General features: G+C 54.5%; 20 protein-coding genes. 19 read left to right on the plus strand and 1 reads right to left on the minus strand.

The genetic code is table 11. The features are described from left to right. Positions 1–204: 204 nt before the first annotated feature. Both LQ229_RS09140 and LQ229_RS09145 read left to right on the plus strand, forming a co-directional pair. Entirely contained in the window at positions 205–777 is a 573-nt protein-coding gene (locus tag LQ229_RS09140; protein ID WP_216539196.1) for a TetR/AcrR family transcriptional regulator, read from the plus strand. Between the two features lie 186 nt (positions 778–963). Continuing rightward, on the plus strand, positions 964–1,128 hold the full coding sequence (locus LQ229_RS09145) for a hypothetical protein (protein ID WP_216539195.1): 165 nt from the start codon (positions 964–966) through the stop codon (positions 1,126–1,128). 68 nt (positions 1,129–1,196) lie between these two features. Here LQ229_RS09145 and LQ229_RS09150 read toward each other — a convergent pair whose 3' ends face one another. Next, complete coding sequence (locus tag LQ229_RS09150) at positions 1,197–1,565, minus strand: helix-turn-helix transcriptional regulator (RefSeq protein WP_216539194.1); 369 nt, start codon at positions 1,563–1,565, stop codon at positions 1,197–1,199. 196 nt (positions 1,566–1,761) lie between these two features. Here LQ229_RS09150 and LQ229_RS09155 point away from each other — a divergent pair, with 196 nt between their 5' ends. The 17 genes from LQ229_RS09155 (at position 1,762) to LQ229_RS09235 (ending at position 20,299) form a co-directional block, all read left to right on the plus strand. Next, positions 1,762–2,184 (plus strand): hypothetical protein, encoded by a 423-nt coding sequence (locus LQ229_RS09155; RefSeq protein WP_216539193.1) that lies wholly within the window; start codon positions 1,762–1,764, stop codon positions 2,182–2,184. A 91-nt stretch (positions 2,185–2,275) separates the two neighbouring features. Then, positions 2,276–3,052: a CpsB/CapC family capsule biosynthesis tyrosine phosphatase gene (locus LQ229_RS09160; RefSeq protein ID WP_216539192.1), complete on the plus strand. Its 777-nt coding sequence runs from the start codon at positions 2,276–2,278 to the stop codon at positions 3,050–3,052. Next, the gene (locus tag LQ229_RS09165) at positions 3,043–3,786 is read left to right on the plus strand and encodes a Wzz/FepE/Etk N-terminal domain-containing protein (protein ID WP_230191528.1); all 744 of its coding nucleotides are present in this window, start codon (positions 3,043–3,045) and stop codon (positions 3,784–3,786) included. Before LQ229_RS09160 ends, LQ229_RS09165 begins: the two co-directional genes overlap by 10 nt. Continuing rightward, positions 3,767–4,456 carry a CpsD/CapB family tyrosine-protein kinase gene (locus tag LQ229_RS09170; RefSeq protein WP_230191529.1) on the plus strand — a complete coding sequence of 230 codons (690 nt, stop codon included), beginning with the start codon at positions 3,767–3,769 and terminating at the stop codon, positions 4,454–4,456. The genes LQ229_RS09165 and LQ229_RS09170 overlap by 20 nt, the downstream gene beginning before the upstream one ends. Before the next feature lie 311 nt (positions 4,457–4,767). After that, positions 4,768–6,654 (plus strand): nucleoside-diphosphate sugar epimerase/dehydratase, encoded by a 1,887-nt coding sequence (locus LQ229_RS09175; protein WP_230191530.1) that lies wholly within the window; start codon positions 4,768–4,770, stop codon positions 6,652–6,654. 23 nt (positions 6,655–6,677) lie between these two features. Then, positions 6,678–7,949, plus strand: a complete 1,272-nt coding sequence (locus LQ229_RS09180) for an oligosaccharide flippase family protein (RefSeq protein WP_230191531.1) — start codon at positions 6,678–6,680, stop codon at positions 7,947–7,949. Between the two features lie 22 nt (positions 7,950–7,971). Continuing rightward, on the plus strand, positions 7,972–9,072 hold the full coding sequence (locus LQ229_RS09185) for a glycosyltransferase family 1 protein (protein WP_230191532.1): 1,101 nt from the start codon (positions 7,972–7,974) through the stop codon (positions 9,070–9,072). 29 nt (positions 9,073–9,101) lie between these two features. Then, positions 9,102–10,607: a hypothetical protein gene (locus LQ229_RS09190; RefSeq protein WP_230191533.1), complete on the plus strand. Its 1,506-nt coding sequence runs from the start codon at positions 9,102–9,104 to the stop codon at positions 10,605–10,607. Further along, complete coding sequence (locus tag LQ229_RS09195) at positions 10,607–11,794, plus strand: glycosyltransferase family 4 protein (RefSeq protein WP_230191534.1); 1,188 nt, start codon at positions 10,607–10,609, stop codon at positions 11,792–11,794. Before LQ229_RS09190 ends, LQ229_RS09195 begins: the two co-directional genes overlap by 1 nt. Beyond that, positions 11,791–12,990, plus strand: a complete 1,200-nt coding sequence (locus LQ229_RS09200; protein ID WP_230191535.1) for a glycosyltransferase — start codon at positions 11,791–11,793, stop codon at positions 12,988–12,990. Before LQ229_RS09195 ends, LQ229_RS09200 begins: the two co-directional genes overlap by 4 nt. Further along, entirely contained in the window at positions 12,980–14,338 is a 1,359-nt protein-coding gene (locus tag LQ229_RS09205; protein ID WP_230191536.1) for a nucleotide sugar dehydrogenase, read from the plus strand. Before LQ229_RS09200 ends, LQ229_RS09205 begins: the two co-directional genes overlap by 11 nt. Continuing rightward, positions 14,331–15,308 carry an SDR family oxidoreductase gene (locus LQ229_RS09210; RefSeq protein ID WP_230191537.1) on the plus strand — a complete coding sequence of 326 codons (978 nt, stop codon included), beginning with the start codon at positions 14,331–14,333 and terminating at the stop codon, positions 15,306–15,308. The genes LQ229_RS09205 and LQ229_RS09210 overlap by 8 nt, the downstream gene beginning before the upstream one ends. After that, a complete protein-coding gene (locus LQ229_RS09215) occupies positions 15,305–15,919 on the plus strand; it encodes a sugar transferase (RefSeq protein ID WP_230191538.1) in 615 nt (204 codons plus the stop codon). Before LQ229_RS09210 ends, LQ229_RS09215 begins: the two co-directional genes overlap by 4 nt. A 19-nt stretch (positions 15,920–15,938) precedes the next feature. Next, positions 15,939–17,180, plus strand: coding sequence for a hypothetical protein (locus LQ229_RS09220; protein WP_230191539.1), 1,242 nt, complete (start codon positions 15,939–15,941; stop codon positions 17,178–17,180). A gap of 42 nt (positions 17,181–17,222) precedes the next feature. Beyond that, positions 17,223–18,317 (plus strand): GNAT family N-acetyltransferase, encoded by a 1,095-nt coding sequence (locus LQ229_RS09225; protein ID WP_230191540.1) that lies wholly within the window; start codon positions 17,223–17,225, stop codon positions 18,315–18,317. A 6-nt stretch (positions 18,318–18,323) separates the two neighbouring features. Next, positions 18,324–19,493 carry an aminotransferase class I/II-fold pyridoxal phosphate-dependent enzyme gene (locus LQ229_RS09230; protein WP_230191541.1) on the plus strand — a complete coding sequence of 390 codons (1,170 nt, stop codon included), beginning with the start codon at positions 18,324–18,326 and terminating at the stop codon, positions 19,491–19,493. 11 nt (positions 19,494–19,504) lie between these two features. Further along, positions 19,505–20,299 carry a GNAT family N-acetyltransferase gene (locus tag LQ229_RS09235; protein ID WP_230191542.1) on the plus strand — a complete coding sequence of 265 codons (795 nt, stop codon included), beginning with the start codon at positions 19,505–19,507 and terminating at the stop codon, positions 20,297–20,299. Positions 20,300–20,321 lie beyond the last annotated feature (22 nt).

Consider the following 20,321-nt stretch of genomic DNA (forward strand, 5'->3'; position numbering starts at 1 on the left):
TGCCTATGTAAAGGAATCATTTCATAGATTCCGAGTATTATGACGATGGAACCGGGACGCAACCCTTCAAATAGGGAAAGGATATGACCGATGTCCTTGCAATCCCGTCCCAAGCATGCTACATTAATCAATGACCCTTTGACCGTTTCCGTTCAATAGTCAAAAAATAGATCTTGATGCGCCTGCGCAGGAGGGGATTGTACCATGGCAGTGGACCGCAGAAAACAAATTCTGGAAGCGGCCGCCAAGTCTTTTGCCTTGTTCGGATATAAGGCGACGACGATGGATCAAGTGGCCAAAATCGCGAATGTCGGAAAAGGAACGATCTATACGTTTTTCACCAATAAGGAACAACTGTTTGATCAAATTGTACAACAAGTGATTCAAGAAATGAAGCAAATCGCCGACCGGGAAATCGATCCGGACAAGCCGTTTTTTGAAAATTTGTACCGGGTATTGGATCGGGTGCTCGATTTTCGCGCAAAGCACGAGCTTATTATTAAATTATCCCATGAATTGCGGGAATTCGGAACGCCGATGGCAAACAGCGGACTGGACAAGGTGGAACAGGCGATGCTGGCCTATATCGAACGCGAAGTCGCCCAAGCGGTCGCCAAGAAAGAAATTCGGCCGGTCGATCCGAAGGTAACGGCATTTATTATGCTCAAATTATATACGGCGTTGACCTCGCAATGGAGTCATGCGAATCCGCCGCTTCGCAAAGAAGAAATTCAACGGCATTTCCAAATTCATTTAATCGAAGGGTTGGCTCGGTAACTTCCTCGGTTCGTCCCGTGTTAAACGGCGCGACTGAGGTTTTTTTTCGACAAAAATAGAATAAATGTTTTTTTGTTGACATGCATAGAACGACAACATTACCGAGACAGGTACTTTATAATTATTTTTGTTGCTTCCTGGGTCGATGCAAAATATTGAATATGACGGATGGGCGGGATACATAGTATGGAAGAAGCGAGGAAGTACGAAGCCGGCGCGGAAGATACGAAGCATCCAAGGAACGAAAAAATCGAATTGGACGTTCAAACCATTTTGCATCAAATGGGTATTCAGGAGGATCGATGGCCGTCCGACATCATTGGTCCAATTCAACGGAAATCCGACTATTAAACAAAAACAAATACAATCCTCATCCGATCCGCTTTCCTTGTTCATGATCGGGCCTGAGGATTGTTTTTTCATTTCAACATACGTTCGGCGCGCACAAAAGCGATAAACCGCTTCGCTTCTTCTTCCGTCAGCTTGCGGCCGTCCACCGTAAGGCTGAACCGTTCCAACAAATCCGCATCGGATAATTCCAACTGATCCGTAAATTGGCGCACTTCGCTGTCCATCGTCGATTTCGGATCGAACGTGCGGCCGATTAAATAATCGATCGAAACTTCGAATAGATCTGCAAGTTGCATTAACGTTTCGAAATCCGGTTTTCTTCTGTTTTTTTCATAATGCGAGAGAGCCGCGCGCGTAATCCCGATGGATGCGGCAAGTTCTTCCTGCGTCCATCCCTTCTTCTCGCGCAATTCCGCAATCCGATTTCCATATTTCATAAATTCCCTCCTGACTCCGACTTGAACAAAAAAACGCTTGACATGCTACAAAATGTATCGTAAGTTATAGATACAAATTGTATCGAATGCCAAAATAGATACATTTAGTATCATTATATCCGCCCAAAGCATGGGGATATACCATTCGCATGAGCATGCTTGGGCAGCGTGAATTCTCGATTAAAGGAATGAAAATATGAATCAGAGCGTATCGCCTCAGCCGATCCGGCTTCGTTTGTCGCCTTCGGTCAAAGCGGATTTGTCGATTGCCTGCATTCATGGCCGCGTGATCGATTGCAAAAAGGTGCCTGTATTAATATTAGCGCTCAGTCCGGTCTCCATGGAAATAACGACCAATCTGCTGTTGCCGGTTTTCGGTCATTATGTGCTCTCCTTCGAATTTCAAATCGAGCAGGTATGGCTGAAGCAATACGGACAAGTGGCGCTGAGGAAAAAAGAGGATAATCTGTATCGATACCACATCTCTTTCGTTCCGAACGAATCGAATCGGCGCATGCTGACCGGATTGCTGAACGCGTACATACGCCGTACGCGCCCCAAGCATGTGGAAATTCATCAATTGTACAGCAAGCTGTCGCGTTACGATTCCATCGTATAGCAGGACCTTTTTTTAGATATTCCTTCTTATTTTACTATATTTCGCAATGAACCGCATTAATTCTTTAACACTAGTTATTTGGGTGATTTGTATGATAGACCTCCATTGCCATATATTGCCGGGCCTCGACGACGGTCCGAAAACGGCGGAAGGGTCTTTGAAGCTGGCGGCGGCAGCCATTCGGAACGGAATACATACGGTCGTAGCGACGCCGCACCATGCGACGAGGCGTTACCATAATTCGGCATCGAAAATCCGGAAAGCGGTCGATCGAATGAACGAACGTTTGCGGCTGCGAAGCATGCCGTTGACCGTGCTGCCGGGTCAGGAATTTCGTCTTCATCCGTCTTATTTATCGGACTACGACCGGGGGAAATTGCAGACATTGGCGGACAGCATGTATTTGTTAGTGGAATTGCCTTCCCGGGCGATTCCGCCCTATTTCAACGAGTTTGCGGAATGGATGAGCCGTTCCCGCCTGCAAATCGTCATCGCGCATCCCGAGCGCAATTTGGAAGTGGTGGAGCGGCCCGAATTGCTGCTTGAATGGAGGGAGCGCGGCATCTTCTTGCAAGTGACCTCGCAATCGCTGCTCGGATTGTTCGGCCGAAGAATTCAGCGTACCGCCGCGATCATCTGCAAACGCAAGTGGGCGCATATGCTCGCCTCCGACGCGCATAACACGCTGCAGCGCGGCTTTTACTTGCGGCAAGGGTACGAAACGCTGAAACAATTGGGAGGGGCGGATTACGCCCGTTGTTTGCAGCGCAACGCCGAACGTTTAATTCGCGGCCAAACCGTCGTTTCGTGCAAGCATCCATTGGATCAACCTATAAATACGGAGGCGAGGGATTCGCAGTGGAACTGAAGGAACTCATTCAAACGTTCAAAAAAAGGTTCTGGCTCATTCTGGCGGCCGTTGCGCTCGGCACCGGTGCAACGGGGCTCGTAACCTTTTATTATATTACCCCGCAATACGAAGCGTCTTCCAAGCTGATCGTCAATAAATTGTTCGCGGACGAATCCCCGCAGCCGGATGTGAATTCGATCAACACGAACATTATGCTCATTAATACCTATAAAGAGATCATTCAATCGACGGCCGTTATGGATAAGGTGGTACAGCGGTATCCGAATTTGAACGTTCCTGCGGAAACTCTTGTTCACAAGGTGCGGGTTCATTCCGTACGCGAATCGCAGATCATGACGCTCACAGTCAAGGATGCGAATTACGGCAGGGCGGCGGAAATCGTCAATTCGGTTGCGGCGGTATTTCAAGAGGAAATTCCGAAAATTATGAATGTCGACAATGTGACGATTTTGGATAAGGCCAAACCGGGCGAATCCGTGACTCCGGTCAGCCCGAATATGCAGCTTCATATCGCCGTCGGCTTTGCCTTATCTTTGCTGCTGGGAATTGCGGTCGTATTTTTGCTGGAATATTTGGACGATACGCTCAAGAACGAGGCGGAGGTCGAACAGTATCTCGGGCTTCCGACGCTAGGCGTAATCATGAAAATTCAAAAGAAAGATTTGAATGGCAAGACGGTGCATACCGAGAAAAATCAAGCGGGTGAACAATATGCCACGGTTAGCTCATGAACAAAAGCTGGTGATGGAAATCAATCCGAAATCGCGCATTTCCGAGTCGTTTCGGACGCTCCGGACCAATATTCGGTTTGCGAGATGGGAAAATCCGGTGAGGACGTTATTGATCACTTCGGCCGTGCCGGGGGAAGGGAAAACGACGACCGCCGCCAATCTGGCGGTTTCCTATGCGCATGAAGGCAAAAAAGTGCTCCTCGTCGATGCCGATTTACGGAAGCCTTCCTTGCATCTTATGTTCGGCCAAACGAATCTTTACGGTTTGACGAATCTGCTCACGAACGAAAGGCCGGATCAAGAGGCGATCCGGGAAAGCTATATTCCGAATCTGTCGCTCGTCCCGTCCGGCACCATTCCGCCGAACCCGGCGGAAATTTTATCGTCGTCCCGATTGGACTCGTTGCTGGAAGAGTGGAAGCGGCAATTCGATATCGTCATCTTCGACTCCCCTCCGACGTTGGCCATTACCGACGGATTGGTCGTGGCGACCCGCTGCGACGGAGTCATATTGGTCGTTCAAGCCGGGAAAGTCAAACTTGAACAGGTTCGGAAGGCGAAAATGAATTTGGAACTAGTCAAGTCCACCGTTTTGGGCGTCGTTCTAAATCATGTAAGACGAAGCAAAACGACGCAAGCGAATTTGCAATACTACGAAACGGACGAATAAGAGCGAGCGGCTTGCCGGGCAAGAAGAGGCCGGCTGCAGGTAATGTCTACTGTACCTATACCACCGTAGGCACTCGATCATGCTGTGGGTGCAAAACCTTAGACGTTCATCGTCGATGGTGTGATGTGAGGCGGGGTTAAATGCCCTTTATTGCTTTATTGCTTTTATTCATTAAAATCAACGGTGCGAACATGCGCCGATAGAGGTTGGAGTTATGCCGTTTTTGCGCGGGCAATCCGATTGGAGGGTTAAAACGGTGCAACTGCAATTTTTATAAAAAATGAACTGCTGTCCGAAATGGGAGGAACGATATGAAGTACGAGAAGCGAATGGCCATGTTGCTTGGAATGGATTTTTTGCTGATAGGGGCAAGCGTTTATTGGTCATACTTTCTTCGCTTTGACGGCGCGATTCCGGACGACTGGGTCCGGCAATTGGCCGTTTATGTTCTTATTTCAAGCGTAATTCATCTATCCTTGATGCACTATTTCAAGTTGTACAAAAGAATATGGAAGTTTGCGAGCATCGGTGAAGCCGTATCGATTATAAGGGCGATCGCAATCGGCAGCATCGTATCCTATGTCTTCCATATTGTCATTATGCGAGAACCGGTGCAGCTCGAAATAGCCTTCCTCTCTTTCGTAAACGTATTGTTCGCCGTCGGCGGCTCGCGATTCGTCTGGAGAATCGTTCGGGACGGATACGATAAGCGTGGCGGGAAAAAGGACCGAGCGTTAATTATCGGTGCAGGCAGCTGCGGAAGCATGATCGCGAAAGAATTGAAGTTCAATTCATCGGCGAATATGATTCCGGTTTTGTTCATTGACGACGACAACGCGAAGCATAAATGCCAGGTACACGGCATCCCGGTAATCGGAGGCAGAGAGATGATCCACAAAGCGGTCGAACAGTACGACATCGGCCAAATCATTATCGCCATCCCGTCCGCGTCGAAATGCGAAATGAAACGGATCATCGAGCTGTGCAAGTCGACCAAAGCGAAATTAAAGCTTATTCCGATCTTGAACGATTTGATCGAAGGCAAAGTCAGCATTAACGAAATACGCGACGTCGAAGTCGAAGACCTGCTGGGGAGAGAACCGGTCACGACCGATTTGCATGGCATCGCCGGCTATGTGGAAGGAAAAACCGTGCTCGTCACCGGCGCGGGCGGATCGATCGGTTCGGAATTGTGCAGGCAGGTTGCCCGTTTCCGTCCGGATCGGCTGCTGCTGCTCGGCCATGGCGAAAACAGCATCTACAACATCGAGATGGAACTGAGGCGCAGCTTCCCCGGGTTAGCGCTGATGCCGATTATTGCCGACATTCAGGATATGGCGCGGATGGACGAAGTGTTCCGGCAGTATCGGCCGCAGGTCGTCTTTCATGCGGCGGCCCATAAGCATGTTCCGCTGATGGAGCGAAATCCCGCCGCAGCGATCAAAAATAATGTGCTGGGCACGAAAAATGTGGCGCAATGCGCAAGCAAGTATGCCGCCGAACGTTTCGTGCTCATATCGACGGATAAGGCGGTGAATCCGACCAACGTCATGGGGGCGACGAAGCGGCTGGCGGAAATGATCGTCCAAAGCTTGAGCAGGAACAGCCAAACGGTATTCGCCGCCGTACGCTTCGGCAATGTGCTCGGCAGCCGCGGCAGCGTCATTCCCCGCTTCAAGGAACAAATCAAGCAAGGCGGCCCCGTCACGGTCACGCATCCCGACATGGTCCGCTATTTTATGACGATTCCGGAGGCGGTGCAATTAGTCATTCAAGCGGGCGCGCTGGCGCAAGGCGGCGAGGTGTTCATTCTCGACATGGGCAAACCGGTGCGAATCGTCGACTTGGCCAAAGACTTGATCCGCCTGTCCGGATTCGAGCCGGACAAGGATATCTCCATCGAATTTACCGGCATTCGCGAAGGAGAAAAATTGTTCGAGGAACTGCTTACCGACGAAGAAGGGATTTCGTCGACGAAGCATGACCGGATTTATATCGGCAAGCCGGCGGTTGTCGATGCGGCGCCGTTGTTTGCGGAAATCGACCGATTGCATGAAATCGTTATGCAGCAAGACCTCGAAACGTTCCGCACGCTGCTGCAACTCGTCGTTCCCGGTTATCATGCCGCTCCCGAGGAGGCGCAGACCGCGGCCGTTCCGGGACAAAGCGAAGAAGTTTACGCTTTGGCGGGAGCTTAGAGAGGACGTGTCATTTCATCCGGATGAAACTTATACGAACCGCGCCGTCGCTGCGCTTCAATTTTGCATGGACCTTCGCGGGCAACGTTGTTTATGCGCTCTGCCAATGGGCGCTCATCGCCATGATGGCCAAATGGGGCGGAGCGGCAATGGTCGGCCAATATTCGCTTGGCCTGGCCGTTACGGCGCCCGTCTTTATGCTCGCAAACTTGCAGCTTCGTTCCATTCAAGCGACGGATTCCGAGCGCCAATACGCATTCGGGGATTACATGGGACTAAGGCTGTGCACTTCCGTCTTGTCCGTTGCCGTCATCGCGGCGATCATGGCGATGAATCGCCATTCTTGGGAAATGACGGCCGTCGTGCTGCTAATCGGCTGTTCCAAAGCGATCGAGTCGGTGAGCGACGTCGTCTACGGCATGCTGCAGCAGCGGGAAAGACTGGATCTGATCGCAAAATCGCTGCTCGTCAAAGGGCCGTTGTCGCTGCTTACGATCGCATTGCTCCTATGGACGACCGGAAGCCTTGTCGTATGCGTCGCCGGTTTATGCGCGGTTTGGCTGCTCGTTCTCGTTGCGGCCGATATGCGATACGGCGCCCGATTCGAAACGTTGAAGCCGCGCTTGCGGCTTCAACAGCTTCGCTCCTTGGCCAAGCTTAGTTTCCCGCTCGGCATCGTCATGATGCTCATATCGTTAACCGACGCGCTTCCGCGCTATTTTATCGAATCGATTCTCGGTACGGAAACGTTGGGCTTCTATGCGTCGCTGGCTTATTTTATCGTTGCCGGAAGCACGGTCATGGGGGCGCTGGGACAAACGGCGAGCCCTCGGCTGGCCCGTTACTACGCGGAGAGGCGAACGGCGGACTACAAACGTTTGCTATGGAGGATGGGGGCGCTGGCGGCAGGTTTGGGCGCCGCGGGAACAGTCGTCGCGGCCGTTGCCGGCAAACCGATATTGGCGCTTGTATATACGCCGGAATATGCAGCGTACGGACCATTGCTCGTATGGATGATGGGGTACGCCGCCATATCCTACGCCGCTTCCTGTCTCGGGTACGGCATGACCGCGGCGCGCTTGTTTGCCGTGCAGCCTTATATATTTGCGTTGACGGCGCTTGCAAGCTTCCTCTCGCTGTGGCAGCTGGTGCCGCTCCACGGCGTGTACGGCGCGGTATATTCGCTTATGATCGCGGGAGGCGTTCAGGCGGCCGCGAGTGCGGCGGTCGTCGCGTATGCAGTATGGAAAAATCGAAAACGCGAGGGTGATCGTTTTGTCGCAACAACCGCTTAGAATTTTATTTTTTTTCGGAGTGATGAACCGCGGAGGGGCCGAGACGTTCGTCATGGACGTGTATCGGCATATCGACCGCAGCCGGATTCAGTTCGATTTTGTCGTCCATTCGCATAGAGAAGGCCATTTCGATCGCGAAATATACGAATTGGGCGGACGAATTTTCCATATTGCCGCTCCGGTATGGAGCCGGCTGTGGAAATACGAAAGGGACGTTCGCCGCATCTTGACGGAATACGGGCCGTTTGCCGGCGTACATAGCCAGCTGTATTATTTCTCGGGACTCGTCTTGCAATCGGCGAAAGCATGCGGCATACCGATTCGAATCGCGAACAGCAACAGCATACGGGACGGTTACCGGGATACGCCGCTAAGAACGATGTACCGGCGCATGATGCAAAGAAAGATCGCCGCCTGCTCGACCCACATGCTGGGCGTTTCGACCGCCGCGTGCAAGTCGTTATTCGGCGACGATTGTTTTGCCTCCGGCAAAGTGAGGATCGTGCCCAACGGGATTCATACGGATAAATACCTCCGTTTGCCCGAAGACAAACAGCAACTGCGCCGCAAGCTTGGCTTGCCCGAAGATACGCTGCTGATCGGCCATGTGGGACGTTTCGATCCGCCGAAGAACCACCGGTTCCTTCTCCGCGTGTTCGCAGATTTGCTTGCGCGCGTTTCGAACGCCCACTTGCTCCTTGCCGGCGACGGCCCTTTGCGTGCGGAGATCGAGCAGACCGCGTCCCGGTACGGGATCGAGGATCGCGTCCTATTGCTCGGCGTGCGCGACGACGTTCCGGATTTGCTCGCCGCGATGGACGTATTCGTATTCCCGTCTCTCTACGAAGGGCTCGGTTTGGCCGCGATCGAATCGCAGGCGGCGGGAGTGCCGTCCGTCATTGCGCGAACGGTTCCGGGGGAAGTCGATTTGGGGCTCGGATTGATTGCGTTCGCCGATCTGGAGGAACGGACCGACGGGTGGGTGGAGGCGATTTTGCGCCAGCGCGGCCGGGGGAAAATAAGCCGGGATGCGATCGAGCGAAGAATAATCGAGCGGAATTTGGAAATTTCGCAATCGAGCCGGTTGCTCCAATCGATTTACTGTTCGGCTCATAACACCTAACGGAACCTATTGATTGAGGCGAAAGGAATATGCTTATGCTATCTCGGGTCAAGATCGAGGCCCCGCGATCCGATACCGGTACGCGGCGCATGACGGGCGATTATCGCAGTTTTCTTATTTCCTGTTACGCGTGTCTTCTCGCGGCAACCGGATTTTTGGCTTTACAACCGAACTTATGGCATTGGTTCGTGATTCCGGTGCTGCTATGCGGTATCGCGATCGGGACGGACGCCGTCGACTGGCTGAGGGGGAAATCCGATCCGTTCGATCTTTTCGGCGTTATCGGCATGCTGGGCGTGCATTATTTTTTTCTCGCTCCGCTGCTTCACGTGCATTGGAACATATGGATGGGCGAGGTCAGCCCGCCCGACGATTGGAGAGAGTGGCTAGGGTATCTCTCCATTTTTAATTTTATCGGGATCATGATCTACCGCATCGCGCGCAATGTAAGATGGGGAACGAGACGGAAGGCCGCGAAGCGATGGGTTGTCAATCAACGCGCCTTCCTACCCGTCTGGTTTGCGTTTCTTGCCGCGACGCTGGCTCTGCAATTGATCGTCTATGCCCGGTTCGGCGGTATCGGCGGCTATATTCAATCGTATACGGAAGGAAACGCTTTTCAAGGATTTGGCATCGTGTTTATGTTCTCGGAAAGTTTTCCGATCGTGCTGGCGATCGGCGCGGCGCTGCTGTTGAAGCAGAAAAACGTTTCGGTCCCGGGCTGGGCCGTGCTGTTCGCGGCATTGACCGCATTCACGCTGCTGCAGCTGCTGTTCGGAGGGCTGCGCGGCAGCAGGAGCAACACGCTATGGTCGCTGTTTTGGGCGGTCGGCATCATTCATTACTATATCCGGCCCGTCACAAGGAAAGTGATTCTAGTCGGCCTTTGCTTTACGTTTTTGTTTATGTACATATACGGTTTTTACAAGGACCAGGGACTGGAGGGATTGAGCGGCATGCTGAACCGTTCGGCGGCAGCCGAGCAGGACGGCGGACAGCATAAGTCGTCGTGGCGGATGACGCTGCTTGGCGACCTGGCGCGCAGCGATATTCAATCCTATGTTCTCTACCGGGCCGTCCGCTATCCGGACGAGTACGGCTACGCTTACGGCTCCACTTACGGCGGCGCCCTCGCTCTGCTCGTTCCGCAGTTCGTATGGCCGGATAAGCCGCCCACGAAAGAAAAGGCGGGGACGGAGGCGCTGTTCGGCGAAGGATCGCACGTTCCCGGGCGATTCGAATCGTCAAGGGTATACGGCTTGCTCGGGGAGAGCCTCATCAACTTCGGCATTTGGTCGATTCCCGCGGCGTTCGCGGTATGGGGCTTCATCATCGGCGCCATTCGCAGATTGTCGGAAGCGTGGCGCCATCAAGACGTTCGGCTGCTGCTGCTGCCGCTGCTGATCAATTTATGTTTCGTTCTATTGGTCGGAGACTCGGACAATATCGTGTTTTTTATTGTAAAATCGGGATTTATGCCGTTTCTGTTCCTATGGCTGGTCACGAAACGGGATGAACGATTGGGGGGGTTGTAATGAGGAAAGGGCATTCGTACGCACCTTTTATTTTATTTGCGGTGACCGTTTCCCAAAGTATCGGGTTTATTGAAGGGCAAATCGCCTTCCTGCGCCGGAACGGATACCGCGTCGGCGTCGTAAGCTCGCCGGGCCGCGTCGGGTGCGAAGGGGCGGAGGTGTACTCCGTGCCGATGAAGCGGGGGATTTCCCCGATGAGGGATGTTGTAAGTCTATGGAAATTGTTCCGTTTGTTTCGCCGCCTGAAGCCGACGGTCGTCAACGCCGGAACGCCGAAGGCGGGACTCCTGTGCAGTATGGCGGCATGGCTTGCCCGCGTCCCGGTCCGCATATACACGGTCCACGGGTTGCGGTTCGAAACGGTAAAAGGGGCGAAGCGGGGACTGCTCATGCTGCTGGAAAAGGTAGCCGCGGGTTGTTCCCACCGCGTGCTGGCGGTCAGTCCCAGCTTGCGGAGCAAAATTGTCGATTGGCGCATCGCGCCGGAACGAAAAACGACGGTCGTTCTGCACGGCAGCAGCAACGGCGTCGATTGCGGCGCTTACGCGCCGACGGACGCGCTGCTGCGGAGGTCGAGAGAGATTCGCGCCGAGCACGGCATACCGGAAGACGCAGTCGTAGCCGGCTTTGTCGGCCGTCTTGCCAAAGATAAAGGGATCGAGGAACTGGTCGAAGCATTCGAGCAAGTGCAGCGGACTTATCCCGAATTGTATTTGCTGCTATGCGGCGATGATGAAGAAGAAGACCCGATCGGGCTGCCGACGCGGGAACGGATCGCGCGCAACGCTTATATTAAAACGGCGGGATTCGTATCCGACGTCGCTCCTTATTACCACAGCATGAATATGTTTGTGTTTCCCACTTACCGCGAAGGGATGCCTACGGTATTGCTGGAAGCGGGCGCGGCATCGCTGCCGGCGATCGCGACGGAAGCGACGGGATGCGTCGATGCGGTTGTCGCCGGCGTGACGGGGACGATCGTGCCGATCGGCGACAGCGGGCGGCTTGCGCGGGCGATCGAAGATCTGCTGGAACGGCCGGATGCGTCCAAACGGATGGGGGAACGGGCGAGAGAACGAATGGAACGGGATTTCGTCCCGCGGCAAATATGGACGGAACATTTGCGGCTTTATGAAAGCTTGCTGGATCGGCGAGGCTATCGTATCGGGGTGAAAATCGAAGCATGAAACTATTAGTGGCATTGGACACCCGTTTCTACCGGACCCCGGACGGCGCCGTCTGGACGCTCGCGCAGAACGGAGCCGGCTTCTGGGAACGGTATTTGGAAGTGTTCGACGAAGTGCTCGTTCTGGCGCGGGTCCGCGATATCGAAGCTTCTTCTTCCGGCTGGATTCGGGCCGATTCCGAGCGCGTGGCCTTCTACGGTTTGCCGTATTATATCGGCCCTTGGCAATATGTGCGTCAATGGCGCCGGCTGAAACGGGAAACAAGCCGGGCCGTCTCGTTATGCGACTGCGCGATGCTGCGGGTGCCCGGCACGATCGCGACGCTTGCCTGGCGCGAGTCGAAGCGGCAGAAGAAGCGGTTCAGCGTCGAAGTGTGCAGCGACGCCTGGGAGGCGCTAGCTCCCGGCACGGTCAAAAGTGTCGTGCGGCCGCTCGTTAGAGCGCTGGGGACGGTCCAGTTGAAGAAGCAGTGCCTGGAAGCGTTCGGGGCTTCCTATGTGACGGAGAAAACGTTGCAGCGCAGATATCCTCCGGGAGAGAAGACGGTCACGGCGCATTATTCTTCGCTTGAAATGGACGGCGGCATGTTCCGCTGCCATATTAGGGAGCCGAAGCGGCCGTTGACGATTTTGCATGTCGGCACGATGGAGACGCATTATAAGGCGCAGGATACGCTCATTCAAGCGTTGCGGATTTGTTTGGACCGCGGCTGCGACGTGCGGCTGCGTTTAGCCGGGGACGGCAGATGCAGGCCGGACTTCGAATTTCTTGTCCGCGAGCTGAAGCTGGAGGACAAAGTGACGTTTCTCGGCATGCTGCACGGATTGGAACAGGTGGCGGCGCATATGGACGAGTGCGATTTGTTCGTGCTCCCGTCGCTGGTGGAAGGGTTGCCGCGCGCATTGATCGAGGCGATGGCCCGCAGCATGCCCTGCATCGCTGCCGGAGTCGGAGGAATTCCCGAACTGCTCGGGCCAAGCGAATTGGTCGAGCCGGGGAATCCCGTCGCCTTGGCGGATAAAATCGAAGCCGTCATTGCCGATCCGCAGCGGATGGAAGAAATGGCGAGGCGAAATTATTTGAAGTCGCTCGAATACGCGCCGGAAGTTCTTCGCCGGCGCAGAACGGAGTTTTACCGTTCGCTCAGGATGAATGTCCATGCTGTGAACAAGGGGGAGGCGCGTTATGGAACTTGAGGAAAAAATAAAAACCAGAACGGCGGTGGCGGCCGTCGTCGGCTTGGGTTACGTCGGTTTGCCGCTGGCGATCGAAATGGTCAAGTCGGGTTACCGCGTCATCGGGATCGACGTGTCGCAAGCAAAGATCGGCAAATTGATGGCCGGGGAATCCTACGTCAAAGATGTGCCGCATGAAGATGTAGCGCAATGCGTCGAATCGGGACGATTTACGCTTAGCACGAGCTATGCTCCGCTGCACGAAGCCGATTCGATCAGCATTTGCGTTCCGACGCCGCTGCGCAAAACGAAGGATCCCGATATTTCTTACGTAACGGCCGCAGTCGATGAAGTGGTGAACGTGCTGACGAAAAATACGCTCATCGTGTTGGAAAGCACGACCTATCCCGGGACGTCGGAGGAATTGATCGAGCATGAAATCCGCACCCGGTTGGGTTATCGGATCGGAGAAGATTTTTTCGTCTGCTTCTCCCCGGAACGGGTCGATCCCGGCAACCCGTCTTATCATACGAAAAATACGCCGAAGGTTATCGGCGGAATTACGCCGAGATGCACCGAGATCGGGTCGATGTTGTACCGGAACATCGTAGATACGGTCATTCCCGTCAGTTCTACGAGAGTGGCGGAAATGGTCAAACTGCTGGAAAACACGTTCCGCAGCGTCAATATCGCGCTTGTCAACGAACTATCGTTAATGTGCGAGCGGATGGGAATCAACGTATGGGAAGTGATCGATGCCGCCGCCACGAAACCTTTCGGCTATATGCCGTTCTATCCGGGACCGGGAATCGGCGGCCATTGCATTCCGCTGGATCCGGTCTACTTGTCCTGGAAGGCGAAAACATACGACTTCTACACCCGATTCATCGAGCTTGCAAGCGACGTGAACGGCAATATGCCGCGGTTCGTCGTGCAAGAAATAAGCGATCTGCTCAATTCGCGCAAAAAGTCGGTGAACGGCGCGAACATAATGATGCTCGGCGTCGCATACAAGCGGGATATCGACGATGTCCGCGAATCTCCCGCCCTCGAAATTTATCATCTGCTCCGGGACAAAGGAGCCGAAGTGACTTATTACGATCCGTATGTTCCGCGCTTTGCCGATAAATATGGCAATGACTTGCATTCGGTCGACCTAAGCGCGGGGGCGCTCGCGCAAGCCGATTTGGTCATGATTGCGACGGATCACCGCTGCATCGATTACCGGTGGGTCGCCGCCCACGCCCCGCTCTTATTCGATGCGCGCAATGCGACGAAAGGCATTTGCGGGGATCATATTTATTTGCTTGGCGGCCAACGGGCGGCGGGCGACCGGATGCAAGGCCGCGCGGAGGTGGCTTATGTCTAGATACGTCGTTACCGGCGGGGCCGGATTTATCGGTTCCAATCTGGTTGAAGCGCTGCTCACGCAAGGACATGAAGTGACGGTGCTGGATAACTTCTCGACAGGCAAAAGAGAAAATTTGGAGCCGTTCATGCATCTTATCGACTTGATCGAAGGGGATATCCGGGATTTGGAAACATGCCGCGAGGCGGCAAGCGGCGCGGATTATATCCTGCATCAGGCGGCGCTCGGCTCCGTTCCCCGTTCTGTCGAGGATCCGCTGACAACGCATCTGAACAACGTGAACGGCACATTGAACATGCTGATCGCCGCCCGCGACGCGGGCGTGAAGAAGATCGTCCTCGCGTGCTCGTCGTCGGCCTACGGAAACGCGAAGGAGGCAGTGAAGAAGGAAACGCTCCCGCCCGCGCCGTTATCGCCGTACGCCGTCTCGAAGCTCGCGGCCGAACAATACGCCGCCGTGTTCTACGGCGTGTACGGTTTGCCTGCCGTCTGCTTGCGCTATTTCAACGTATTCGGGCCGAAGCAGGACCCTCTTTCGCAGTATGCCGCCGTCATTCCGCGCTTCGTCACGAAGCTCTTGCGCCGCGAGAAACCGGAAATTTACGGAGACGGCGAGCAATCCCGCGATTTCACCTATATCGACAATGTGGTGGCGGCGAATTTGCTTGCTTGCGCCGCCGGAGAGGAAGCAAACGGCAAGGTGTTCAATATCGCATGCGGCGAGCAAATTTCGCTGCGTCGGCTTTACCGGGCATGCTGCGACATGATCGGGACCGATATCGAACCGGCGTACATGGAAGCTAGAAAGGGCGACGTCGAGCATAGCTTGGCGGACGTGTCGGAGGCGAAGCGGCTTCTCGGTTACGAGCCGAAAGTCGGCTTCGAGGAAGGGCTGCGCCAAACGATCGGATGGTACGCGCGTCGGCATCAAGAAGGAGTCGCGGCCTTCAAGGCGGAGGCGGCCGTATGAAACGGATATTCGATGCGGCGGTTTCCGCGATCCTGCTCGTGTTGTTCAGTCCGGTTCTCGCCGTCGTCGCCGTACTCGTGAAACGCGAACTCGGATCCCCCGTTCTTTTTCGGCAGGAGCGTACGGGAAGGAACGGCGTCAACTTTCACATTCTCAAGTTCCGGAGCATGACGAATGGCACGGATGCGTACGGCAATTTGCTGCCCGACCAGCAGCGGCTTACGCGTTTCGGCTTGTTCTTGCGCAAATCGAGTCTGGACGAATTCCCGCAATTGTTCAGCGTATTGAAAGGCGATATGAGCCTTGTCGGCCCGCGGCCGCTCTTGCCTAGGTACGTTCCTTACTATACGGAGCGGGAGCGGCTGCGCCATACGGTACGGCCGGGAATGACCGGCCTGGCGCAAGTGAGCGGCAGAAACGCCTTGTCATGGGAAGAACGGCTCGAATTGGATGTGCAATACGTTGAGAACTATTCGTTTCGCCTTGATTTGAAAATTCTTCTGCTGACCGTCAAGAAAGTCATCGGCCGGGACGGAACCGTCGCCGTGCCTTCGTCGGTTATGCTCGATTTGGACGAAGAGCGCCGCGACGTATCCGGCGTTCCCTATTAAAACCTTTCAGGAGGAAAAGATGCAATCGTTAATTATCGCAAATCATGCAGCAACGCAAGCTGTCGATCATTGCCATTCTTCTCGCCTCAGGATCGTTTCCGAACTTCAATTTCCTTGGCTGCCTACTGCGGACGGGTCGGGTCAAACCGTACACCCGTCCGTCGTTTATTTTCCCGAGAAATGGAACGGCTACGCTTATTGGATGGCAGTATCGGGGTATAAGAACGGGATTGCCGCCTATGAGAATACCCATATCTTCGTCTCGAACGATTTGCTGGAGTGGACGGCGCCGCCGAATTTTACGAATCCGATCGATACGGCGGTTATCGGCGATTTCCAGTCCGATCCGAATCTGCTCTTTAAGGATGGCGTGCTGTATTTGTATTACAGGGACGGAAACACGCTTTTGCGCCGCATGACGACGGACGGATCGAACTGGGCCCCGCGCGAATTTTGCACGTCCGATGAGACGGTCGTCTCGCCTTCCGTCCATTATTTCTCGGGACAATGGCATATGTGGGCGGGCAAGCAGGACGAGGGCGGAGGACTTTATAGATACCAATCGAACGACGGAGTCCATTGGGGCGACGGGAGACGCTGCCGCACCAGCACGCGGCCGAATTTGACGATATGGCATTGCGACGTTTGGAGAGACGGGGCGCTGTATCATACGGTCGCTTCGGCGGGAACGGGCGGCTACAGCACGCTGAATACGACCCAATTGTATTACGGCAGCAGCATTGACGGCGAAAATTGGTATATCGACGAACTTCCATGCGTTCCGAAAGGAATCGATCAGCGGTTGGCCTGGCGCATCTACAAATCATGCGTCGTACCGCACGGCGGGAAGCAATTGCTGTTGGTCAGCGGCGGAGACAAACCGGGGGGCACTCAACTGTCCGCCGCCTGCTGGACCGAAATGTCGGCTTTCCCGAAGCCGGACTTTCCCCCGATCGACGAAAGATGGATCGACGATTACGGGACGATGGACGCCGGCGAACGGAAGGACTACGGATGGTTCAAGCCGTTTCCGTATCAACGGTTGCGCGGCATCGTCAAGCTGGAGCACGGGGGGACGCTCGTCGTCAGGCAAGGCGCGGATCCGGCACCCGCCTATACGTCGGTTCAAACGGTCGAATTGGATGCCGCCAAAGAGACGGAAATCGACATCGCCTTATCGTTTCCGTGGGTCAATGTGTCATTGCAGCATGCCGGATCGATCGCCGGATATGTGCGCAATTTTATTAGTTTATTGCGATAAGTCGCGAATTCCGACAATTCCGTATGAGGTGAGTATCCGAATATGTTCAAAGTAATAAGCCATATTGACGATCAGGAGTGGGACAGGTACGTCGGCCAATTCGACGACGCCGTTATGTGGAAGCTGGAATATTATCGTTTATATCTGAATGAAGGATTGCCCCAGGCCGCTGTTTACGAAGACGACGGCCAATTCGTTTTTTACCCGTATTTGAAAAAAACCATCGAAGGCGACTGGCTTCCCGAAACGTTGCGGAACCGATATTACGATATTAGCACCGCGTACGGGTTCGGCGGGCCGCTCGTGAAATGCAGTCCCGACCGCGAGGAACGGCTGATTGCGGAATTTCGGTCGGCGTTCGACCGTTATTGCCGTGCAAGCAACATCGTGACGGAATTCGCCCGCTTTCACCCGCTTCGGCCTTGCGCCGGCAAGCTTGCGAAGCATATGGACGTCGAGAAAAGAAAGCTGAACGTGTACATCGACATTAAGCCGGAATGGCGGGAAGAAGATTTTTTGAAATCGTATTTGAAAACAAGCCGGAAAAAGGTCAGGAAAGCGGAACGTCTCGGCGTTACCGCAACAGTCGATGAAACCGGGGAAAAGCTGGAGCAATTTCTGCAAGTGTACAATCATACGATGAACCGCCGGAAAGCGGCGGATTACTACTATTTCAGCTCCTCCTATTTCCAACATATCGTGTCCCGATTCCGCGGAAACTTCGTTTTTTTCCATGCGTGGTACGAAGGACGCATCATTTCGTCGGAACTGGCCTTCTACGACGACAAATATTTATACGCGTTTTTGGGCGGGACGCTGTTCGATTATTACCATGTCAGTTCCGAAAATTTCTTGAAGCATTTCGCGGTGATGTGGGCGCATGGCAAAGGGATTGAAAAGTATGTGCTCGGCGGCGGTTATCAAGAAAACGACGGTATCTTTATTTACAAAAAATCGTTCGCTCCAAGCAATTTGGCCGATTTCTGCATCGGCAAAAAAACGCATAATCAAGCGGTTTACGATGAGCTTTACGAAATTAGAAGCAGGCAGGGTTGCTTGACGGATCCGGATTATTATCCGGTTTACCGCGGCCGCTGGGAGACGGCGGAGCCGTTTGCAACCTTATCGGGAAGGTGACGGGCGATGAACGCCAAACGAATTTATTTGTCCAATCCGCATATCGGCCATCTGGAACAAGAGTATGTAGCCGAGGCGTTCGCAACCAACTGGATTGCGCCGCTCGGCCCCCATGTCGACGCCTTCGAGCGCGAGCTTGCCCAAGCGGTGGGAACGGCGGGCGCGGTTGCGCTGAGCTCGGGCACGGCAGCGATTCATCTCGCATTAAGGCTGGCGGGAGTGGGGCGCGGAGATACCGTTTTTTGCTCTACGCTAACGTTTGTGGCGAGCGCGAATCCGATTTTGTACGAAGGGGCGGTCCCCGTTTTTATCGATTCGGAGCCGGATTCGTGGAATATGTCGCCGGCCGCGCTGCAGCGCGCATTCATTGACGCCGAACTGCAGGGAAGGCTGCCGAAGGCTGTCGTCGTCGTCCATTTGTACGGCCAGAGCGCCGATATGGCTCCGATTCTCGAGCTTTGCGGCCTTTACGGCGTACCGGTGATCGAGGATGCGGCGGAGTCGTTGGGAGCGACCTACCGGCAGCGCTCAAGCGGCACGTTCGGCCGGTTCGGCGTTTATTCTTTTAACGGCAACAAAATGATTACGACATCAGGCGGAGGAGCCATCGTATCCGACGACCTGGAGGCGCTTGACAAAGCGCGCTTCTGGTCGACGCAATCGCGCGAGCCCGTACCTCATTACGAACATACGCAAATCGGCTTTAATTACCGGATGAGCAATGTAGCGGCCGCTATCGGCAGAGGGCAGCTGCGGGTGCTCGAAGAGCGGGTGGAGTCCCGTAGACGGGTGTACGACCGGTACTTCCGCGCCTTGTCGCGGTTGGATGGCATCGCCTTTATGCCGGAGGCTCCTTACGGCCGCTCCACCCGGTGGTTAACGGCGTTGACCGTCGATGCCGAGCGGACGGGATGGAACCGATCCCGTTTGCTGGAGGAACTGGCCGGGCGCAATATCGAGGCAAGGCCGGTGTGGAAGCCGATGCATCTGCAGCCGTTGTTTCAATCATGCTCCTATTATCCGCATGAGCAACATCGCAGCGTCTCCGATGAGTTGTTCGGCAGCGGCATCTGCCTTCCTTCCGGATCGGATTTGCAGGAGGAAGATCAGAACAGAGTCATCGATGCCATCATGACGCTTGTCTCGTCCGTCGCGGGGAAGCGGGTGCTTCAATGAGAAGGGATGCGATGGGGATGCAAGGGAGCTACGATGTGATCCGGTTAGGACCGGAATATGCATCCGGCATTTTCGAATTGATCCGGCTCGGTTCCGAGCCCGGCATTTACGAAATGACGATTTGTTCATGCGAAGGATACCGCAAATATATCATCCCGTTTCTTGAACGTCCCCCCTTCTCCCTCCATTCGACGTTTATGGGAATTGCGGACGGACGGGGCGTTCTTCTCGGCTTTGCGGAGTGGCGTTTAATCGTCCGCGCTTTGCATTTGAACAATTTGTTCGTGCACCCGGAAGCGAGAGGAAAAGGGATTGGGAAGTCGTTGCTCCGGTGGGGCATACGGTATGCCGAGGGGTACGGCGTACGGGAGATTACGCTCGATGGATTCGTCTCGAACGCAGGCGTGCTCGGCTGGTATGAGAGGGTCGGTTTCCGTCCCGTACATACGACCGCGTGGCTTGCCGGCGATTTGCCGGCGCTAACGCAATCGGGGAACGGCGGCGGACGAACGTTTCGCATCGGCAACTTGGACGATGCGCAGGACATTCATGCCGTGTATCAATTCTCGAATTTGGAGATTGAAACGTCGCTGGCGCGCTATGTCGTCGGCAGAATCGGCGGAGCTTATTATCGGGTGTCGACTCCGGCCGCTTTGCGGGACAAGGAACTGATCGCGGGATTGAAGGAATTCGATCCGGCGCGCAAGCTTGCGGCTCTCGTGCCGGAAGAAGCGCAAATGCCGGGCTGGCTCGCTAAAGTCGATACTAGCGTAAGAATGATGATGGAAGTGGGCGGAAAGACGTAATACGGTCACGATAATGGGGAGA

Source organism: Paenibacillus sp. CECT 9249 (assembly GCF_918697855.1).
Classification (GTDB): domain Bacteria; phylum Bacillota; class Bacilli; order Paenibacillales; family Paenibacillaceae; genus MSJ-34.